Raw genomic sequence first — 18632 nt, forward strand, 5'->3', positions numbered from 1 at the left:
CACCCCCCCAACCCCCCCCCCCCCCCCCCCCCCCCCCCCCCCCCCCCCCCCCCCCCCCCCCCCCCCCCCCCCCCCCCCCCCCCCCCCCCCCCCCCCCCCCCCCCCCCCCCCCCCCCCCCCCCCGCCGCGACGGCTCCCCGCTGCGCCTGGTGGTCGTCCGCCCGGCCGTCCCCCGTCGGCAGGTGCCCGGGGTGCTGTGGATCCACGGCGGCGGCTACGCCATCGGCACACCGGAGCAGAGCCTCGCCACGGCCAGGCGCCTGGTCACCGCCGGCAACGCCGTCGTCGTCCTGCCCGACTACCGCCTGTCGGTCGACGCGCCCTACCCCGCGGCGCTGGACGACTGCTACGACGCCCTGCTGTGGCTGCGCGACCACGCCGGCGACCTGGGCGTCGCCGACGACCAGCTGGTCGTCGGCGGCGAGAGCGCCGGCGGCGGGCTGACCGCGGCGGTCACCCTGGCGGCCCGCGACCGGGGCGAGGTCGCCGTCGCCTTCCAGATGCCGCTGTACCCGATGCTCGACGACCGCCCCACCGCCTCCTCGCGCGACAACTCCACCCCGGTGTGGAACACCACGACCAACACCGCCGCCTGGGACCTCTACCTCGGCGAGCTGCGCGGCGGCGACGTGCCGGCCCACGCGGCCCCGGCACGGGCCACCGACCTCGCCGGCCTGCCTCCGACGCTGACCTTCGTCGGGGACATCGAGCCCTTCCACGACGAGGTCGTCGACTGGTGCCGGCGCCTGCGCGACGCCGGCGTGCCGGTCGGCCTCGAGGTCTACCCGGGCGCCTTCCACGGCTTCGACCTCGTCGCGGGCTCCGCTCCGGTCAGCCGGAGGGCGCGCGCCTTCCTGGTCGACGGGTTCCGCGACTTCCTGGCCCGCTACCGCGCGCCGCAGCCGGCCCGCCGCTGACGTCCACCCGTTCCGTGCCCGCACCCGAACGCGCGTCCACCGGGATCAGGCGGCGGTGGCGCGGGCGGCCTCGTCGACCAGCCGCGCGACGACGTCGGGCCGGGAGACGGTCACGGCGTGGGAGGCGTCCACCTCCACGGTGTGCGACGACGCCCGCTCGGCCATGAACCGCTGGGCCTGCGCCGGGACGGCCAGGTCCTGACGCGTGACGAGGGTCCAGGACGGGATGGTCCTCCAGGCCGCCGTGGTCGCCTCGTCCGCCAGTGCGTCGGCGGTGATCGGCCGCTGCGTGACGGCCATCAGCTCGGCGACGTCCGCCGGCAGGTCCGCGGCGAAGACCTCCCGGAACCGGTCCTGCTCGATGTAGAAGTCGTCGCGTGGCCGCCCGCCCGGACCACGGACGGGCACCGGGCGCAGCGCCGGGCCCAGCTCGTTGCCCGGGTACCTGCCGGCCAGCTCACCGGTGCTCTCCCCCGCCTCCAGCAGGAAGCTGGCGACGTACACCAGCGCCCTCACCCGCGGGTGCCCCTCGGCCGCCTCGCTCATCACGCTGCCGCCGTAGGAGTGGCCGGCGAGGACGATCGGCCCGTCCACGCCGTCCAGGACGTCGCGCAGGAACTCGGCGTCGCCGGCCAGCGAGCGGAGCGGGTTGGCGACCCCGATCACCGGGTGTCCGTCCCGCCGGAGCTCGGCGATCACGCCGTTCCAGCTCGACGAGTCGGCGAAGGCCCCGTGCACGAGCACCACCGTCGGCGGAGCGCCGGTGCGGGCCTCGGGCGTGCCGCTGGTCATCGGTCCTCCCTCCCGGTCCGTGGGGAACGAGCGGGTCACGGGGCGATGACGAGCTCAGCGATGAGCCCGCCGTCCATCGCGAAGCGGTAGCCGAGCTCGACGACGCCGCCGGGGAAGTCGCCCTCCAGCCGGTTGGTGGCAACCCAGTGCGTGGCGTCGACGCGCTGGGCACCGACGAGCTCGGTGGTGTAGCTGAACCGGGCTCCGGCCCGGGACAGGAAGCGCCGGACCTCGTCGGTCCCCCGGTAGGTCGTGCCGTCGTCGACGACCACGGCGGTGGGCGTGAAGGCGCGCAGTGCGGCGTCCGCGTCGCGGGCCGCGTGCGCGGCCAGGTACTCGCGGATCGGAGCCGGGAGCTGGTCCGGCCGGATGCTGGTCGGTGTGGTCATGCCCCGACGGTGTGGCCTCCCGGGGCGGGAGGGTCAAGGGGTGGACCCTCCCCCGGCGAGAGGGTGCAGAGTGCTCCGGTGCTGGCGATCGGCGAGTTCTCCCGGCTGACCCACCTCAGCGTGCGCACCCTGCGCCGCTACCACGACGCGGGCCTGCTCGAGCCGGCGACCGTGGACGAGGCGACCGGCTACCGCTCCTACAGCGCGGACCAGATCCCGACCGCCCAGGTCATCCACCGGCTGCGCGAGCTGGACGTCCCCCTGTCCGACGTGCAGCGCATCCTGCGCTCCCCCGACCCGGTCACCCGCGCCGCCCTGGTCTCCGACCACCTGCAGCGGCTCGAGACCGAACTGGACCGCACCCGGGCCGCGGTGGCGTCGCTGCGCCGGCTGCTGCGACCGGAGCCGGCCCCGCTCCACGTGGAGGTGCGCGCGGTGCCCGCCTCGACCGTGGCCGCGGTCGAGGACGACGTGGCGCACGACCAGATCCTCGGCTGGTACGCCGGCGCCATGGCCGAGCTGGACGCCGTGGTCGGCGAGCCGAGCGGCGCCCCCGGAGGGCTGTACGACAACGCGCTGTTCGAGACCGGCCGCGGGCACGTGCTCGTGTACCGGCCGACGGCGCGGCCACCGCGCAGCGGCCGCGTGCACCCGGTGACCCTGCCGGCCGTCGAGCTGGCCGTCGCCACCCACGTCGGCGAGCACGACGACATCGACGTCACCTACGGCGAGCTGGGGACCTGGGTGGTGGCCAACGCGCTCGCGGTGGCCGGACCGGTGCGGGAGACCTACCTGGCCGGCCCGCGCGACACCCCCGACCCGTCGGCCTGGCGGACCGAGATCGGCTGGCCGGTCTTCCGGGTGGCCCCGCGCTGACGGTCCCGGTCGCCGGGTGTCCGTCACGCCTGCGGCGTCAGACCCCACCGCAGCTCGTCCAGGGCCTGTGCGAGACCGACCCGGGGCACCCAGCCCCACCGGCGCGCGCGGTCGGTGCGCAGCTGCCCGGTCCACACCGGCTCGTCGGTCCACTCGGGGGTGACGCCCAGCGCGCCGGTGACCGTGCCGAGGTAGTCCCGCCACGTCGCGGGCTCGCCGGCGACGATGACCGGGGTCGTGCCGCCGGGCACGGGGCCCCGCTCCGGGTCGTCGGACGTCGCGACGGCACCCGTGGCGACGTCCGCGACGAAGGCCGCCAGGTCCTCGACGTGCACCCAGGGCCAGGTCTGCGCCGGGTTGGCCCGGCGGTCGCCGTCCCGGATCGCCTGCGGTCGCAGCGTGTTCCAGACCGAGGTGTCGCCGGCGCCCAGGATCGCCGGCGGGCGGACCAGCACGGTCGTGAGCCCACCGACCTGTGCCAGCGCGGCGTCGGCGGCGTTCTTGGTGTCGGGGTAGTCGCCACTGCCCTCGGGCAGGAGGCGACCGTCCTCGGCGACGTCCCCGACGCCGGCCGAGCGGTCGTAGACCCCGGCCGTGGACACGTGCACCAGCCGGGCGACGCCGGCGTCGCGGGCCGCGCGGGCGAGGACCGACGTGCCCTCGACGCCCACCCGGTGCTGGACCTCCCGCGGCGAGCCCATCGGGTGGACCGTCGTGACGACCGCGTCGGCCCCCCGGGTCACCGCGCGGGCGAGGGACTCGTCGGCGGGGTCGCCGACGTGCTCGGTGACCCCGTCGAGCGCGGGCGCGCTGCCGGCACGGCGGACCACGGCGCGCACCTGCGCCGACCGCTCGACCAGCGCCCGGCACACCGCGGTGCCCACCAGCCCGTTCGCACCGGTCACCACGACGACGGGAGATGCAGCGGCCATGCCGCCCACCCTGTCAGCGAGCCCGTGACGGCGCGCGACGCCGGGCACGTCGTGGCCGCGTCGAGGGCTGCTCGCGCCGGGTCGACCGGACGGGGAGCCACGCCGCGCAGTGTCCGGGCCGGAGACCCGTCCCGAGCCGAACGGACGCGACGGACCCCCTGGCACACCGGGGCGACCGGGCGTAGAGAGGAGCCGTTCCCACCGCCGACGAGGGAGCACTCCCATGGCCGACAAGTCGCCCCACGACAACCACGCCACGAAGAAGTCGGGCAAGGCCGTCAAGGCCAAGCGCAGCGAACGCAAGGAGAAGCAGCGGGCCGCCACGGAGATGGAGCGGCTGATGCACCCGCGCCGGGCCAAGACCTGACCGATCTCCGCGAGGGAGGACACGCCGCGTCCACACCAGCCGGCCTCGGCCGGCGCCGGCCGCTCCCGTCCTCCCGACCCGAGACCACGCCCCCGGAGAGACGCCGAGCGGCTCTCCGGGGGGCGTTTCTCCGACCGGCCCGATCAGCCGCTGAGCCGGGACCTGAGCATCTGCTTGCCCTGCTCCGCGCCCTTGCGGCTCTCCGCCTGTGCCTTGCGGAAGAGGTCGGCGAGCTCACCGTCGCCGTCGCGGTCGGCGTCCTGGATGTAGGTCTCGAGCCGGAGTGCGTTGCTCAGGCACTGCTCGGTGAACCAGATGAGGTTGTAGTCCTTGTCCCGGGTGCCGGTGACCTGTCCGGACTCCTGGCCGCTACCAGTGGTCATGTCCCGCTCCCTCCCATCGAGTGAGGCCCTCGGTCTACTCGCCGTCGCCGGCCGCGTCCACCAGCACGTGCCCGGTGCACCCCGTTCCCGCCCTGCCCGGACAGCGCTGAGCCCACCGGTCGGTCCGGGCATCCGCCGACGGGTCCAGCAGTTCGTCGACGCAGCGGATGGCTCGTCGTGGGGAGTCCCCGGTGGGAGGATCGGCACGTCCGAGCGCGGCGAGACCGGGCGCCTGTCCCGACGCCGGGCCGGACCGACGGAGGGAGTGGCGCCGTGGCCGACCAGCACCCCATCGAGCCGGACGAGGTCTACCGGGCGGACGGCAGCCGCGTGCCGCAGCGCCGGACGGCGCTGGACACGGTGCCGGCCGCGGTGCGGTTCCTGCTCCCGGCCCTGCGCCGTGGCACGACCGCCGGGTCACTGGTCACCGCGTCGGCCCTCGCGATCGCGGCGGCCGTCACCGCCCGGGCCGCCGAGGCGGCCCGCCAGGCGGTGGAGCAGGCGGCCCGGGAGGGGCTGTCACTGCGGTCCACCGGGCCGTGGATCGAGGTCTCGGTCACCCGGATCGAGGTGCGCTGGCAACGCTGAGCCGCCCCGGGCGCCGTCCAGGACGCGGGAGGCGGCGCTCCCGGGTCACGGCACGGACCGGGTGGCCGGTTTGCCGATTTCGGACGGCGGCGGCACGATTCTCCCGGGGGCGAGGAGAGCCGGCCACCGATCCGATCGGGTGGTGACGGTGTGGCTCGCGACCAGGACTCCCCCTCCGGCACGGGGACCGGCCACTGGACGGACGCCGACCGCCTGTTGAGCGCCCTGGGGCACGCGGTCATCGCCACCGACCTCGACGGCCGCATCGTCCGGTGGAACCCCGCGGCCGAGCGGCTGTACGGCTGGAGCGCCGGGGAGATCCTGGGCCGCGACATCGCGGAGGTGACGGTCCCCGAGGCCGGGCAGGAACAGGGCGGCGAGATCATGCGGTCGCTGCGCGAGGGCAGGCCCTGGTCCGGCGGCTTCACCGTCGTCCGCAAGGACGGCTCGACCTTCTCCGCGCTCGTCACCGACGTCGGCGTGCGGGACGACGACGGTCGACTCGTCGGGATCGTGGGGGTCTCCACGGACGTGGGCCACGCGCTGCGCCCACTGCTGGCCCGCTCGTCGGACGCGGTCCTGGTCACCTCCCGCAGCGGCGCCGTCTCGTACGCCAGCCCGGCCTTCACCCGGCTGTTCGGCTGGTCCGAGGACGGCGTCCTCGGCGCGCACCTGTGGGATCTCGTGCACCCCGACGACCGGCCGGCCGCGGCGCCGCCGCCCGACCGGGACGGGTGCGAGGAGCCGCCTGCGCTGGTGTGCCGTCTCCGCTGCCCGGACGGCTCCTGGCGCCACGTCGAGATGGTGGTGACCGACCTGCTCGACGACCCCGCGGTCCGGGCCCGGATCTGCAACATCCGCGACGTCACCGAACGGCTGAGGGTGCAGGACCGGCTGGCCGAGCTCAACGGGCAACTGGAGACCGCCCTGACCTCGCGGGTGGTCATCGAGCAGGCCAAGGGCGTGCTGGCGGAACGGCGCGGGACCTCCGTCGACGAGGCGTTCCAGGTGCTGCGCAGGCACGCCCGTGAGCACAACGCGTCCCTGCAGGACGTCGCGACCGCGGTCGTCACCCTCGGGCTGTCCCCCTGAGCCCGGGGACACCCGGCCGCACGCCTCCCGCGTGGCCCGGCCTGGGTGAGGCGACTAGCGTGGGGACCGGCCGCTCCGCGGCCCTCCGCCCCGGTCCCCGGCGGAACCCTGTCGCTCCGGTCCACGGCGACGCCGTGCAGGTGCCGACTGGATGGACCGATGCTGACCCTCACCACGACCTGGACCGTCCCCGTCGACCGGCAGGTCGCCGACGCGGTCCGGCCGCACCCCACCCCCTTCCCGGTGGCCCGGACCATCGGGGACGAGACCCCGGACCGTCGTCTCCACCTCCTCGACGGGGACGGCGCCTCCTTGTGCGAGGCATTCCCGCCGCAGCAGCTCGAGCGGATGCGCCGGCCCTGGGAGGACGTCGACGCCGCCGCCCGGTGCCACCCCTGCGAGCTGCTCGGCTCCCCGTCCGCCGGAACGCCGCCCGGGTGCGGCTGACCTCCGCCACGCCGGGCCGCCACCGCTCCCCCGGGCCCGCGGAGGTCCTGTCGCCTCCGGTGGCCTGAAGGCTGCGCCGGCTCCCGCCCTACCCTGATCGTCGCGGGCCCCGGCGCGGCTCGGTCACCGTCGGCGGGTCGTGGACGGCCGCTGCCGCGACGCGGTCCTCGCCGGGCCGCCCACCCCCACAGGGAGGCCGACCCGTGGCGCAGCGCGTGACCGACGAGGCCGTCCTCGTGACCGGAGCCACCTCGGGCATCGGCGGCGGTCTCGCCGCGCGCTTCCTCGCCCGGGGCGCCCGCGTGATCATCTCGGGCCGGGACCGGGACCGGTTGGAGGCAGCCGCGGCTGCGCACCCCGGGACGTCCGCGGTCGTCATGGACGTCGCTGATCCGGAGTCCGTCACCCGGGGGATGGCGGAGGTGGCGGCGCACACCCCGGTCCTGACCACCCTCGTCAACAACGCGGGCATCCAGCGGCTGCTCGACTTCTCTGCCGCCGAGCCTCCCGGACCCGCGGACGTCGCACCCGAGATCGCGACGAACCTCACCGGCCTGATCAACGTCACGGCAGCCGCCCTCCCCCTCCTCCGTCGGGCCCGGCGGTCACGCGTGGTCCACGTCGGCTCGGGCCTGGGCTTCGTGCCGCTGGCGAAGGCCCCCGTCTACTCCGCGACGAAGGCCGCGGTGCACTCCTTCTCGACCAGCCTGCGACGGCAACTGGCGGGCTCGACGGTGCAGGTGGTCGAGATCATCGCGCCGGTCGTGGACACACCGCTGCACCGCGACCTGCCGTCGACGCCGCCCATGGCCATGCCCCTCGACGCCTTCCTGGACAAGGTGATGAGGGGCCTGGACGCCGGCCGGGACGAGATCCCCATCGGGCTCGGACGCGTGTCACGGCTCGGGGCACGGCTGGCCCCGCGCCGGCTGTTCGCGCTGGTCAACAGCGGGGGCTGACCCCTCGCCCGTCGGGCCTCGGTCACCCGGGCAGTCCCGCTCGCGGATCGGGCGTGGTCGTGGGTTCCCGCGTGGGCACCTCTCTCGGCCCCGTCCCGTCGTCGCACCCTCAGGACAGGCGACCGAGGAGCTCCAGCGCGGTCCGGCAGCCGTCCTCGCCGGCCATGGCACGCGCGGCGTCCGCCGCGGCGCCGGGCCCGGGCAGGGTGGCCAGTGCCGCACCGAGGCGGTCGGCGGTGAGCCGCCGCGCGGCCACGGGTGCCGCGCCGAGGCCGCGCCGGTGCAGCAGTGCGCCCCAGAAGGGCTGGTCGGCGATGAACGGCACCGTCACCGAGACCACCCCCGCCCGCACGGCGGCGTGCGCCGTACCCGCGCCACCGTGGTGCACGGCGACGCGGCAGCGGGGCAGGACGGCCGCGTGCGGCACACCGGCGCGGACGAGGACGCCGTCCCCGGCCAGGTCCGCGGGGATCCGCAGGCCTCCCCACCCCTCGGCCACGAGGAGCCGTCGTCCGGTCGCGCGGACCGCGCTGACGACCGCCCGGCCGCGGGCGACGGGGTCGCCCGTGACCATGGACCCGAACCCGGCGTAGACGACGTCGCCGGCCTCGAGGAAGGCGTCGAGCTCGGCGTCGAGCGGCTGGTCCGCCGGTGGGCGGTGCCAGGGCCCCGTGATCCGGGTGGTGTCCGGCCAGTCGGAGGGGCGGGGCAGGAGGACGCCGCTGACCGGCACGAGGGTCAGCGAGGGAGCCGGGAGCCGACCGCGCACGGGCACCCCGAGCCGGGCCCGGATCTCCCGCAGGGTCCCCGCGAACGGCCGGGAGGCGCCGGCCGCGGCCCGGTACGTCAGCGGGTTGAACCGCCCCAGGTCCACCGTCGTGACCCCGGCGGCGGGGAACTCGCGGGTCGGGGTCAGCGTCGGGACGATCTCCACCAGCACGTGGGGGACCCCCAGGTGCGCCGCGGCGATCGGCGCGGAGAGCACCTTGGGGTGGTGGACGACCACGTCGGGGCGGAACGCCACCGCTGCCTCGGCCGCGGACCGCAGCATGGCGGCCATCAGGGGGCGGATCACGGAGCGGTAGGACCGCAGCGCCGCCCAGGCCGACACGCCCTGCTGGGCGACCACCCGGGTGAGGTCCGCGTCGAGAGGGACGACGTCGACGCCGGCGCCCTCGGCCGCGTCGACGAAGTCGCGCGTCACGCCCAGCCGGACGTCGTGGCCGTCGTCCCGCGCCCGCCGCGCCAGCGCGAGGAAGGGCTCGACGTCCCCCCGGCTGCCGGCCGTCACCAGCATGATCCGCATCCCGGCCCCCACTCCGCGCACCGTCGGGATCCCGGGTCAGCTTCCTCGCCGGCGGTGACCGCGGCCAGGGGTCGCGGTCCGGGCTCCCGTCACCGGGCCGGGGTCGCCCGCTCCTCCTCCGCCAGGCGGTCGGCGAACAGCGGCGGCAGGTAGCGCAGCATCAGGGTCGACCACACCACGTGCGTGAGCACCGACGCCTGGATCCCCCCGGTGATCCGGCGCTGCTGGGCGAAGAGCAGGCCCATCGGCAGGCTGGCCAGCACGAGCGCCGGGTTGCGGGTGGCGGTGGTGGCCAGGCCGTACACCGCGGTCGAGACGAGCACGGGCCGCCGGGCCCCCGCCGCGGCGTAGAGCGCGCCGCGGAAGAACACCTCCTCCGCCACGCCGTTGGCCAGCGTGGTGGTGAGCACGAGCGGGGCCGACCCCTGGTCGGCGTACCGGAGCACCGAGCCGATCGCCCGCTCCAGGACCGGGATCCGCCGGGCGACCAACGCGGCGGCGTAGAAGGCACCGAAGGCGCCGACCCCCGAGACGACCGGCGTGAGCAGCGGCCGCTGCAGCCGGTCGCCGGGCCCGAACATCCGTCCCAGGTGCAGCGGCCCGGACGCCAGCCCCCCGGCGACCCAGGTGCCGGCGACCCCGAGGGTCAGCCCGTAGAAGCACGGCGAGCCCGGGGGGGTCGACAGCGACACCCCCAGCAGCGACGCGCCGGCCACCGCGACGGTGCCGGTGACCCGCCGGCGCCGCCGGAAGGCCTCGTCGCTCTCCCAGTGGTCCCGCGGCACGCTCCGCAGCAGCGGCCCGGCCGCCCGCCGGACCCGGGCCTCCAGCGCCGCGAGGGCGCGGCGGCGGGTCACCGCCGCGCTCCGCGGCTGAGCCACCCGCCCCGCCGCTCCCCGATCCGCCGCCGGCGTTCCCGCGCCCGCTCGACCAGGGCGGTGAGCACCATCTCGTCGTAGTCCACCGGCTCGAAGGGGACGACCGAGCGGATGGCGGGGTCGGTGACGACGACCTCGTTGGTCATCGAGTCGATGAGCGAGCGTCCCGTGGCCACGTCGACGTCGGTGACGAGGGACAGCCAGCGCGAGGACAGCCGCGGGCTGAGCAGCGGGACGGGCACGACGAACAGGTGCCGGTTCTGGATGTCGGCGACCCGGGTGAGCATCTGCAGGTAGGTGAGCACCTCCGGGCCCCCGACCTCGAACACCCGCCCGGCGGCCTGCGGCACGTCGAGGACGCCGACCAGGTACCGGACGACGTCGGCGACCGCGATCGGCTGGGTCCGCGTGCCGACCCACCGGGGGGTGACCATCGCGGGCAGGTGGGCCACGAGCTGGCGGGTGATCTCCCACGACACCCCGCCATGGCCGACCACGATGCCCGCGCGCAGCACGGTCACCGGCACCCCGCTGCCGCCCAGGAGCCGCTCCACCTCGCGGCGGCTGCGCAGGTGCGGGGACAACCGGTCGCCGTCCCGGCCCAGGCCCCCGAGGTAGACGATCCGGCCGACGCCGGCCGCCGCGGCGGCACGCGCGAAGGCCCGCGCCGCGTCGGCGTCCTTGCGCTCGAAGTCCGCGTCGCCCAGCGAGTGCACGAGGTAGTAGGCGGCCTCGGCGCCCGCGAGCGCCTCCCGCAGCGACGCCTCGTCGCCGACGTCCCCCGCGACCGGCGTGCCGGGTCCCTCGTACCCCCCGGGCCGGCGGGTCATGGCCCGGACCTCGTGGCCCTGCTCGTCCAGCGCGGCGGCCAGCCGGCCGCCCACGAACCCCGACGCACCGGTGACCAGCACTCGCACCGCCCCAGCCTGACGCGGACGGGCGACGCGCGCGACCCGGTCGGGCACGATCCGGCCGTGGGACGCCGAGACCCGTCGCGGACGGCGGGCGGCCGGCCGGGCGGGCACCTACCGGAAGAGGTCCCAGAAGCTGCCCGAGGTGTCCCACGGCCGCCCGCCGCCGTCCCCTGCCTCGGGCAGGGCGGGCCGGACCAGGAACAGCCCGGCCACGAACGGCAGGATCCCGACCCCGAAGCCGATGCCGCCGAGCAGGGCGCGTCCGGGATCCACGATCGCCAGCACCAGGCCGCCGACCGAGACCGCCAGTCCCGTTCCGATCCCCACGACGCCCCACACCGTCCGCGCCCGCATGCCACTCCTCCCGTCGAGCGGAGCACTGTCACACACCGCACCGCCGATCGGGCGGCCGGGCGGGCCGGATCGCACGATGGTGGTGTGCTCTCCGTTGCTCTGGCGCGCGCCCTGCAGGACGCGGGGCTCCAGTGGACCCCCGCGCGCGGCGACAGCTTCGTCATCCCCGACCGGGACATGGACGCCGACGTCTTCGTGCTCTCGGACATGACCATCGAGGTCCACCGGTTCCCCACCGGGCCGGTGATCGGCTTCAACGGCACCACCGAGTGGGCGCTCGACGCGGTCGAGCAGTCCGAGACGCTGTGGGTGCCCGCCGAGCACCAGCTCCGTGAGCTGCTCGGCGACGCGTTCGCCGGGCTGGCGCCGACCGGCGACGGCTACCGGGTCACCCTCCGGGTCGACGGCGCGACGAGCGGGCACGAGGGTCGCGACCCGGCCGAGGCCTACGCACGGGCACTGCTCCACCTGATGAGGTCCCGGCGCGGCGTCTGAGGACGCGATCCGGGGAGGTGGACTCCGCCACCGGCCGGGCGGGACCATGCCGGGCGGGACCCAGGGAGGCGACGTGCCCGGTTACGCACTCGAGGTCACCGCCGAGGAGGTCCGGCGTTACCGGATGATGGCCGACCGGGCCCGCAGCGAGGAGTCCGGCCACTGGCGCGCCGCCGGCATCGTGCCCGGCGCGACGGTCGCCGACGTCGGCTGCGGTCCCGCGGCGGTCGCCGTCGTGATCGCGCAGGTCGTGGGCCCGCAGGGCCGCGTGATCGGCGTGGAGCCCGACGCGTCGGCGCGCGCGGCCGCGCGGCGGGTGGTCGCCGACTCCGGTGCGGGCAACGTCGAGGTGCGGGAGGGCACCGGTACCGCCAGCGGGATCGCGCCGGGATCGGTGGACGTCGCGCTGATGCGCCACGTGCTGGCGCACAACGGCGGCCGGGAGCAGGCGATCGTCGACCACCTCGCCTCCCTGGTGCGGCCGGGCGGAGCGGTCTACCTCGTCGACGTCGACGGGACCGCGAGACGAGCGCTCGACACCGAACCGGAGCTCGCCGACCTCGAGGAGCGATACGACGAGCTGCACCGCCGGCGGGGCAACGACCTCCAGGTCGGCCTGCAGCTGGCCCGCCTGCTCGAGCGCGCCGGCCTCGACGTCGAGCTGCACGAGGGCCGGTACCTGATCGCGCCGCTCCCGCCGGGCGTGCGCCCGCCGGCGTGGGCGGCCCGCGGCGCCCTGCTGGCCGAGGGCCTCGCCGGGCCCGACGACGTCCGCCGCTGGGAGGCGGCGTTCGAGCGGATGGACGCCGCGCCCGTCCGCCCGACCGTGTTCGCGCCCTACTTCGTCGGCATCGGCCGCCGTCGCCGAGCGGGGTAGCCGGAACCCCGGGAGCTCGAATTGACACCGGTGCCGGGTGACGCTTCCGTGAACGGGCCGGAAACTCGCCCCCGACGAAGCGAGGACCTCGTGGCCCACACCAGCGGCAGCGCCAGCACCGTCGACGAGGAGGACACCGGGCTCCGGAGGTCCATCACCGGCGGGCAGTTGTTCTTCTACACCCTCGGTGACGTCCTCGGCTCCGGGATCTACGTCCTGATCGGCCTGGTCGCCGCCGCCGTCGGCGGGGCGTTCTGGATCGCGTTCGCCCTCGGCGTCACCGTCGCGGCCATCACCGGGGCGGCCTACGCCGAGCTGGTGACCAAGTACCCCCAGGCCGCGGGTGCCTCGCTGTACATCAAGAAGGCCTTCGGCAGCACGGCGCTGACCTTCCTGGTCACCGTGTCCTTCCTGTCGGCCAGCTTCGCGGCGACCGGATCGCTGGCCACCGGGTTCGCCTCCTACTTCGCCACGCTCTGGGACGGCCCTCCGGCGTTGCTCGTGTCCCTCGTGTTCGTCCTCGCGCTGGTGGTCGTCAACTTCATCGGCATCACCGAGTCCGTGGTGATGAACATGCTGATGACCTTCGTGGAGGTCGCCGGCCTGCTCATCATCATGGTCATCGGCGTCTGGTTCATCGCCCAGGGCGACGCCGACTTCGGGGTCCTCGCCGACATCAGCGTCTCCGGCAACCCCGCGCTCGCGGTCCTCGCCGGCATCGCCTTCTCCTTCTTCGCGATGACCGGCTTCGAGAACACGGCCAACGTCGCCGAGGAGACGATCGAACCGCACCGGAACTTCCCGCGGTCCCTGGTCGGCGGGATGGTCGTGGCCGGCCTCGTCTACGTCCTGGTGTCCATGGCCGCCGCGCTCACCGTGCCCACCGAGCAGCTCGCCGAGTCCGACGCGGCGCTGCTCGAGGTCGTCAGGCAGGGCATCCTGCCCTTCTCGACCGACTTCATGACCACGCTGTTCTCGATCATCGCGCTGATCGCGATCACCAACACCACGCTGGTCACGATCGTCACCCAGCCTCGGATCCTCTACGGCATGGCCAAGGAGGACGTCGTCCCGGGCGTCTTCGCGAAGATCCACGCCACCCGCCGCAGCCCCTGGGTGGGGCTGCTCTTCAGCGCGGTGGTGGTCGCGGCCCTGCTCATCGCCGGCAGCATCTTCGTCAGCGCCGGCGGCATCGACCTGGTCAACACCCTCGCCCTGGTCACGGTCGTGCTCCTCCTGGCCATCTACGCCCTCGTGATCGTCGCCTGCCTCAAGCTGCGCGGGCGGGACGAGGACGAGCGCACCTACCGGGCCAACACGCCCCTGCTGATCTTCGGGCTGCTCGGCAACCTGGCCATCCTCGGGTTCGCCGTCTACGACGACCCGTCGTCGCTGATCTGGTGCGCCGGGCTCATCGCCGTCGGCGTCGTCCTCTTCCTCATCGAGTACACCGTCGGCTCGCGGAACCGCCCCCCGGGTGCCCGGCGCGGCGATCCCGAGGTCGTCGCTCGGAAGGACGTCTGACATGCACGTCGTCGTCGCCACCGACGGGTCGCCGCAGTCGCTGGCCGCGGCCCGCCACCTCACGTCCTTCGCCGACCCTGCGAAGATCGACACGATCTCGGTCGTGGCGGTGCTCCGGCCGCTGGCCTCGGTGGCCTTCGCCGACGAGATCTCCGAGGCCGAGCACCACGAGGTCGGCGAGGGGGCCGGCAGCTTCCGCGAGGCGGCGCAGCGTGCCGTCGACGCGGTGGCGGCCGTCTTCGACGGCTGGGGCCCGGAGGTCAGCAGGCAGATCCGCAGCGGGTCGCCCGCCGCGGAGATCATCAAGGCGGCGACCGAGCACGACGCCGGGCTGATCGTGATGGCGGCCGGCGGACGGGGGCTCAGCGACGTGATCCTCCTCGGCAGCACCGCCCAGCGGGTGCAGCACTACGCCCCCTGCCCGGTGCTCGTCGTCCGCCCCGCCCCCCGGCCGAGGAAGGCCGTCCGGGGCACGGCATGACCCCGCGACCGGCACCGGACGGCGTCCGGCGCATCGTGCTGCTCGGGCCACCCGGCTCCGGCAAGGGCACCCAGGCCGCGCTGCTCGCCGAGGCGCTCGGCGTGCCGGCGGTGTCGACCGGGGAGCTGTTCCGCGCCCACGTCGCCGCGGGGACCGAGCTCGGCCGGACCGTGGCGGCGTACGCGAACGTCGGTGACCTCGTCCCCGACGACGTCACGACGGCGGTGCTCGTCGAGCGGCTGGAGGAGCCGGACTGCGAGCACGGGTACCTCCTCGACGGCTTCCCCCGGACGGTGGCCCAGGCCGAGCGGCTGCGTGAGGAGCTGCGGACCCGGGCCACGCGCCTGGACGCCGTGGTCGACCTCGAGGTCGGCGACGCCGAGCTGATCCGGCGGATGGCGGCGCGCCGGGTGCTCGTGGACGGCGCCTGGGTCGCGCGCGAGGACGACCGGCCCGAGACGGTGCGGCACCGGCTGGAGGTCTACCGCGAGCAGACCGCCCCGCTGGTCGACTTCTACGCCGCCGAGGGGATCCTGCGGCGGGTCGACGCCGACGGCGAGGTGCCCGTGGTCGCCGCGCGGGTGCTCGCCGCCCTCGGCCGGGGTGCGCCGGGAACGGCAGGGCCCCCGGTCGGGTAGCGGGCCCGACCCGGTCAGTCCCCGCGGCGCACCAGTTCCCGGGCGGCCCGCTCGACGTCGCTCTCGGAGACCAGCACGTGCAGGGCGGCGTCGCCGAGCGGGATGAAACTGTCGGCGCTGGTCACCCGGGCCATCCGGCCGGTGAAGCCGGCGTCGACCAGGGCCGCCAGCACGCCCTCGGACACACCGCCGGAGCGGCGGGTCTCGTCGACGACCAGGACGCGGCCGGTCGCCTCCGCCTCCCGCACGACGTCGGCCACGGGCAGCGGCGCCAGCCAGCGCAGGTCCACCACCCGGCACCCGATCCCCTCCTCGGCGAGGCGGGCCGCGACCCGGAGGCTCATGTACAGGCCGTTGGCCCACGTGACCAGCGTCAGGTCGGTCCCGTCGCCGTGGGTGCGCGCCCGGCCGATCGGGACGTGGTGCTCGGCCCACTCCCCCGGCGGGCGGTACGGCGCGGTCCACCCGTCGTCACCCTCCGCGTACAGGTCACGGGTGTGGTACAGCGCGATCGGCTCCAGGAAGACGCACACGGCGCCGTCGACCGCCGCCGCCGCCGCGCAGGTGCGCAGCATCGCCGCGGCGTCGTCGGGCCGCCCCGGCGAGGCGATGACCAGCCCCGGGACGTCACGCAGCACCCCGACGGCGTCGTCGTTGTGGAAGTGACCGCCGAAGCCCTTCTGGTACCCGTAGCCGGCGATCCGGACGACCATCGGGTTGCGGTACTGCCCGTTGGAGAAGAACTGCAGGGTCGCCGCCTCGCCGCGCAGCTGGTCCTCGGCGTTGTGCAGGTAGGCCAGGTACTGGATCTCGGGGATCGGCAGCAGGCCGGAGACGCCGGCACCCAGCCCGAGCCCCAGCACGGTCTGCTCGTCGAGCAGGGTGTCGAAGACCCGGGCGGCACCGGCCTTGCGCAGCAGGCCCCGGGTCACCCCGTAGACGCCGCCCTTGGCCGCGACGTCCTCCCCGAAGACCAGGGCGCCCGGGTGGCGCGCCAGGACGTCGAGCAGCGCCCGGTTGATCGACTGCGCCAGCGTCATCGGCGGCTCGTCCTCGGGCAGCGTGCTCCCGAACAGGGCGGCGCGGTGCTCGGGCGGCGCGGCCTCCGCGGCGACCCGGGCCACCTCCTGCGGTGTGGCGGGCGCGAGCGGCGCCACCACCTCCGCGGCCGACCCGAGCCGGGGCAGGCCGGCGGCCTCCCGGGCGAGGTCGAGCACCCGGGACCGCATCCCCTCGTAGCGGTCGAGCACCTCGGCCGGGGTGAGCAGCCCGGTGTCGACGAGCAGCCGGGCGGTGCCGAGCAGCGGGTCGCGGCGCAGGTCGGCGGCGATCTGGTCGGCCCGCCGGTAGGCGCTCTCGACGTCGGTGCCGGCGTGCCCCATGAGCCGGACCGTCCGCAGGTGGAGGAACGCCGGCCGGCGGTGCCGCCGGACCCAGTCCGCCGCCCGCCGGGCCGTGACGACGGCGTCGAGCAGGTCGGCGCCGTCGGCGGCGAAGTACTCCAGCCCCGGGCGGCTGCCGTAGGCGTGCGCCACCCAGCCGTGGGGGGTGGGCACGCTGATGCCGATGCCGTTGTCCTCGCAGACGAGCAGCAGCGGCATCGGCAGCCCCCGGAACCCGACCTGCACGGCGGCGTTGATCGCGCCGACGGCGGTCGAGTGGTTGGCCGAGGCGTCCCCGAAGCTGCAGACGGTGACGGCGTCGCGTGGGTACTCCCCCGCCAGGCCGAGCTTGCGGACGCGGTCGATCGAGAACGCCATGCCGAGGGCGCGGGGCAGGTGGGAGGCGATCGTCGAGGTCTGCGGCAGCACGGCGAGGTCGCGGCGGCCGAAGACCTTGTGCCGGCCACCCGAGATGGGCTCCTCGGCGGCCGCGACGATGCCGAGGAGCACGTCGCGCAGCGGGTCCGAGCCAACGGCCACCTGGCTCGCCCGCTCGAGGAAGAAGGCGCCCGAGCGGTAGTGCAGCAGCGCGGGGTCGGTCGGGCGCAGCGCGGCCGCCACGGCCGCGTTGCCCTCGTGGCCGGACGAGCCGATCGTGTAGAAGCCCTCGCCCCGGGCCCGCAGCCAGCGGGCGGCCAGGTCCAGGTGCCGGCTGCCCAGCTGGGCGTCGAACAGCCGGAGGACCTCCTCGGCGGGGACGTCCGGGGGCAGGACCGCCCGGTCGCCGCCGCGCGCGGCGCCGTCGAGGCCCTTGACCGTCTCGATGAGGTGTTCGTCGACCTGCTCCACCGGAACACCTTGTCCCGCGGGGACGGCCCGGTCCAGCACCCGCCCCGGGGACGGCCGCCGAGTCGCCCCCCGGCCACCTCGACAGCCGGCGCCGCCCGGCGGCATCCTCGCGGTGGGTGGTCGCCATCTGCAGCCGCACCCGGCCGGCCCGCGGTCGGCAGGAGGGAGCCGACGTGCCCGCTCCCGAGTTCCACCTGCGGTCCTACCCGCTGCCCGACGACGTGCGCGCCCACGCCGCGGCGGCGGAGGACGCCGGCTGGGACGGGCTGCTGCTGACCGACACGCAGAACCTCAGCATGGACGTCGTCGGGTCGCTGTACCTGGCCGCCTCGGCCACGTCGCGGCTGAGGCTCGGCACCGCCGTGACCAACCTCGTCACCCGCCATCCCGCGGTCGTGGCGTCGACGTTCGCCACCCTGCACCACGTCACCGGGGGACGGGCGCACCTCGGGGTCGGCCGCGGTGACACGGCGCTGGAGCTCGTGGGGCTCCGGCCGCCGTCGGCGCACGACTTCGAGCAGCAGCTCGGCCGGCTGCAGACCTACCTGCGAGGCGGCACGGTCGACGTCGACGGGTTCGGCAGCCGGATCACGTGGCTGCCGGTCGCCGGCGACGAGGCGGTCCCCGTGGACGTGTTCGGCTCCGGGCCGCAGGTCATCGGAGCCGCGGCACGGCAGGCGGACCGGGTCACCGTGACCGTGGGCGCCGAACCCGAGCGGGTCGCGTGGGCGGTGCGGACGGCACGGGAGGCGCGCGCGGCCGCCGGGCTCGACCCGCAGACCCTCGACGTCGGTGCGTTCGTCGTGGTGGGCGTCGGCACCGACCAGGACGCGCTGGAGGAGCTCGTGCGCGGCAACGCGAGCATCTCCGCCCACTTCCAGCGCGGCGCCCGCTCGTCCCTGTCGACGGCCGACGCCGCCGTCGTCGCCGACGTCAGCGCGCACTACGACACCTACCACCACGGGCTGGAGCACGCGACGCAGGCCGAGACGCTGTCCGGTGGGTTCCTGCGGCGGTTCTGCGTCATCGGCGGTCCCGACGAGTGCGTGGAGCGGCTGCGCGGGCTGATCGCGCTCGGCCTGTCCCACGTGACGGTCGTGGGCGGGTCCCGCGACATCGATCCCGACGTGCGCGAGCGCTCGGACCGCCTGGTCGCCGAGGAGGTGCTGCCCGCGCTGCGGTCGCCGTGACG

The 18632-nt window shown here is 75.7% G+C and carries 22 protein-coding genes; 13 read left to right on the forward strand and 9 right to left on the reverse strand.

The window, feature by feature from the left end; translation table 11 throughout:
- The first annotated feature begins 149 nt into the window (after positions 1 to 149).
- Entirely contained in the window at positions 150 to 917 is a 768-nt protein-coding gene (locus ACI78U_RS13755) for an alpha/beta hydrolase (RefSeq protein WP_456875883.1), read from the forward strand.
- Positions 918 to 962: 45 nt separating this feature from the next.
- On the opposite strand, the gene ACI78U_RS13760 is transcribed toward ACI78U_RS13755, so the two are convergent.
- Both ACI78U_RS13760 and ACI78U_RS13765 read right to left on the reverse strand, forming a co-directional pair.
- Positions 963 to 1709: an alpha/beta fold hydrolase gene (locus ACI78U_RS13760; RefSeq protein WP_456875884.1), complete on the reverse strand. Its 747-nt coding sequence runs from the start codon at positions 1707 to 1709 to the stop codon at positions 963 to 965.
- 35 nt (positions 1710 to 1744) lie between these two features.
- The gene (locus ACI78U_RS13765; protein ID WP_456875885.1) at positions 1745 to 2098 is read right to left on the reverse strand and encodes a nuclear transport factor 2 family protein; all 354 of its coding nucleotides are present in this window, start codon (positions 2096 to 2098) and stop codon (positions 1745 to 1747) included.
- Between the two features lie 78 nt (positions 2099 to 2176).
- On the opposite strand from ACI78U_RS13765, the gene ACI78U_RS13770 reads away from it, so the two are divergent.
- Entirely contained in the window at positions 2177 to 2974 is a 798-nt protein-coding gene (locus ACI78U_RS13770) for a MerR family transcriptional regulator (protein WP_456875886.1), read from the forward strand.
- Between the two features lie 23 nt (positions 2975 to 2997).
- Here ACI78U_RS13770 and ACI78U_RS13775 read toward each other — a convergent pair whose 3' ends face one another.
- Complete coding sequence (locus ACI78U_RS13775; RefSeq protein WP_456875887.1) at positions 2998 to 3906, reverse strand: NAD-dependent epimerase/dehydratase family protein; 909 nt, start codon at positions 3904 to 3906, stop codon at positions 2998 to 3000.
- 223 nt (positions 3907 to 4129) lie between these two features.
- On the opposite strand from ACI78U_RS13775, the gene ACI78U_RS13780 reads away from it, so the two are divergent.
- Positions 4130 to 4273 carry a hypothetical protein gene (locus ACI78U_RS13780; RefSeq protein ID WP_456875888.1) on the forward strand — a complete coding sequence of 48 codons (144 nt, stop codon included), beginning with the start codon at positions 4130 to 4132 and terminating at the stop codon, positions 4271 to 4273.
- A gap of 143 nt (positions 4274 to 4416) precedes the next feature.
- On the opposite strand, the gene ACI78U_RS13785 is transcribed toward ACI78U_RS13780, so the two are convergent.
- Positions 4417 to 4656: a hypothetical protein gene (locus ACI78U_RS13785; RefSeq protein WP_456875889.1), complete on the reverse strand. Its 240-nt coding sequence runs from the start codon at positions 4654 to 4656 to the stop codon at positions 4417 to 4419.
- 273 nt (positions 4657 to 4929) lie between these two features.
- Here ACI78U_RS13785 and ACI78U_RS13790 point away from each other — a divergent pair, with 273 nt between their 5' ends.
- From ACI78U_RS13790 to ACI78U_RS13805, 4 genes are all read left to right on the forward strand, one after another.
- Positions 4930 to 5244 (forward strand): hypothetical protein, encoded by a 315-nt coding sequence (locus tag ACI78U_RS13790; RefSeq protein WP_456875890.1) that lies wholly within the window; start codon positions 4930 to 4932, stop codon positions 5242 to 5244.
- 150 nt (positions 5245 to 5394) lie between these two features.
- On the forward strand, positions 5395 to 6336 hold the full coding sequence (locus tag ACI78U_RS13795) for a PAS domain S-box protein (RefSeq protein ID WP_456875891.1): 942 nt from the start codon (positions 5395 to 5397) through the stop codon (positions 6334 to 6336).
- Between the two features lie 159 nt (positions 6337 to 6495).
- Complete coding sequence (locus ACI78U_RS13800; protein ID WP_456875892.1) at positions 6496 to 6783, forward strand: hypothetical protein; 288 nt, start codon at positions 6496 to 6498, stop codon at positions 6781 to 6783.
- 203 nt (positions 6784 to 6986) lie between these two features.
- On the forward strand, positions 6987 to 7742 hold the full coding sequence (locus ACI78U_RS13805) for an SDR family oxidoreductase (RefSeq protein ID WP_456875893.1): 756 nt from the start codon (positions 6987 to 6989) through the stop codon (positions 7740 to 7742).
- A gap of 109 nt (positions 7743 to 7851) precedes the next feature.
- On the opposite strand, the gene ACI78U_RS13810 is transcribed toward ACI78U_RS13805, so the two are convergent.
- The 4 genes from ACI78U_RS13810 to ACI78U_RS13825 all read right to left on the reverse strand — a co-directional run bounded on the left by ACI78U_RS13810 (position 7852) and on the right by ACI78U_RS13825 (position 11194).
- The gene (locus ACI78U_RS13810; RefSeq protein ID WP_456875894.1) at positions 7852 to 9069 is read right to left on the reverse strand and encodes a glycosyltransferase; all 1218 of its coding nucleotides are present in this window, start codon (positions 9067 to 9069) and stop codon (positions 7852 to 7854) included.
- A 68-nt stretch (positions 9070 to 9137) separates the two neighbouring features.
- Entirely contained in the window at positions 9138 to 9905 is a 768-nt protein-coding gene (locus ACI78U_RS13815) for a CPBP family intramembrane glutamic endopeptidase (protein WP_456875895.1), read from the reverse strand.
- Positions 9902 to 10843 (reverse strand): NAD(P)H-binding protein, encoded by a 942-nt coding sequence (locus tag ACI78U_RS13820; RefSeq protein ID WP_456875896.1) that lies wholly within the window; start codon positions 10841 to 10843, stop codon positions 9902 to 9904. Before ACI78U_RS13820 ends, ACI78U_RS13815 begins: the two co-directional genes overlap by 4 nt.
- 108 nt (positions 10844 to 10951) lie before the next feature.
- A complete protein-coding gene (locus ACI78U_RS13825) occupies positions 10952 to 11194 on the reverse strand; it encodes a hypothetical protein (RefSeq protein ID WP_456875897.1) in 243 nt (80 codons plus the stop codon).
- 84 nt (positions 11195 to 11278) lie between these two features.
- On the opposite strand from ACI78U_RS13825, the gene ACI78U_RS13830 reads away from it, so the two are divergent.
- The 5 genes from ACI78U_RS13830 to ACI78U_RS13850 all read left to right on the forward strand — a co-directional run bounded on the left by ACI78U_RS13830 (position 11279) and on the right by ACI78U_RS13850 (position 15209).
- Positions 11279 to 11689 carry a hypothetical protein gene (locus tag ACI78U_RS13830; protein WP_456875898.1) on the forward strand — a complete coding sequence of 137 codons (411 nt, stop codon included), beginning with the start codon at positions 11279 to 11281 and terminating at the stop codon, positions 11687 to 11689.
- Between the two features lie 73 nt (positions 11690 to 11762).
- Positions 11763 to 12566, forward strand: a complete 804-nt coding sequence (locus ACI78U_RS13835; RefSeq protein ID WP_456875899.1) for a class I SAM-dependent methyltransferase — start codon at positions 11763 to 11765, stop codon at positions 12564 to 12566.
- Positions 12567 to 12656: 90 nt separating this feature from the next.
- Positions 12657 to 14090, forward strand: a complete 1434-nt coding sequence (locus tag ACI78U_RS13840) for an APC family permease (RefSeq protein ID WP_456875900.1) — start codon at positions 12657 to 12659, stop codon at positions 14088 to 14090.
- Position 14091: 1 nt separating this feature from the next.
- Positions 14092 to 14571 carry a universal stress protein gene (locus ACI78U_RS13845; RefSeq protein ID WP_456875901.1) on the forward strand — a complete coding sequence of 160 codons (480 nt, stop codon included), beginning with the start codon at positions 14092 to 14094 and terminating at the stop codon, positions 14569 to 14571.
- Positions 14568 to 15209 (forward strand): adenylate kinase, encoded by a 642-nt coding sequence (locus tag ACI78U_RS13850; RefSeq protein ID WP_456875902.1) that lies wholly within the window; start codon positions 14568 to 14570, stop codon positions 15207 to 15209. Before ACI78U_RS13845 ends, ACI78U_RS13850 begins: the two co-directional genes overlap by 4 nt.
- Positions 15210 to 15223: 14 nt before the next feature.
- On the opposite strand, the gene ACI78U_RS13855 is transcribed toward ACI78U_RS13850, so the two are convergent.
- Complete coding sequence (locus tag ACI78U_RS13855) at positions 15224 to 17440, reverse strand: thiamine pyrophosphate-dependent enzyme (protein ID WP_456875903.1); 2217 nt, start codon at positions 17438 to 17440, stop codon at positions 15224 to 15226.
- A gap of 173 nt (positions 17441 to 17613) precedes the next feature.
- On the opposite strand from ACI78U_RS13855, the gene ACI78U_RS13860 reads away from it, so the two are divergent.
- Positions 17614 to 18630, forward strand: coding sequence for an LLM class flavin-dependent oxidoreductase (locus ACI78U_RS13860; protein WP_456875904.1), 1017 nt, complete (start codon positions 17614 to 17616; stop codon positions 18628 to 18630).
- The last annotated feature ends 2 nt before the right edge of the window (positions 18631 to 18632 follow it).

The sequence above is a fragment of the Geodermatophilus sp. SYSU D00710 genome (genome assembly GCF_054050195.1).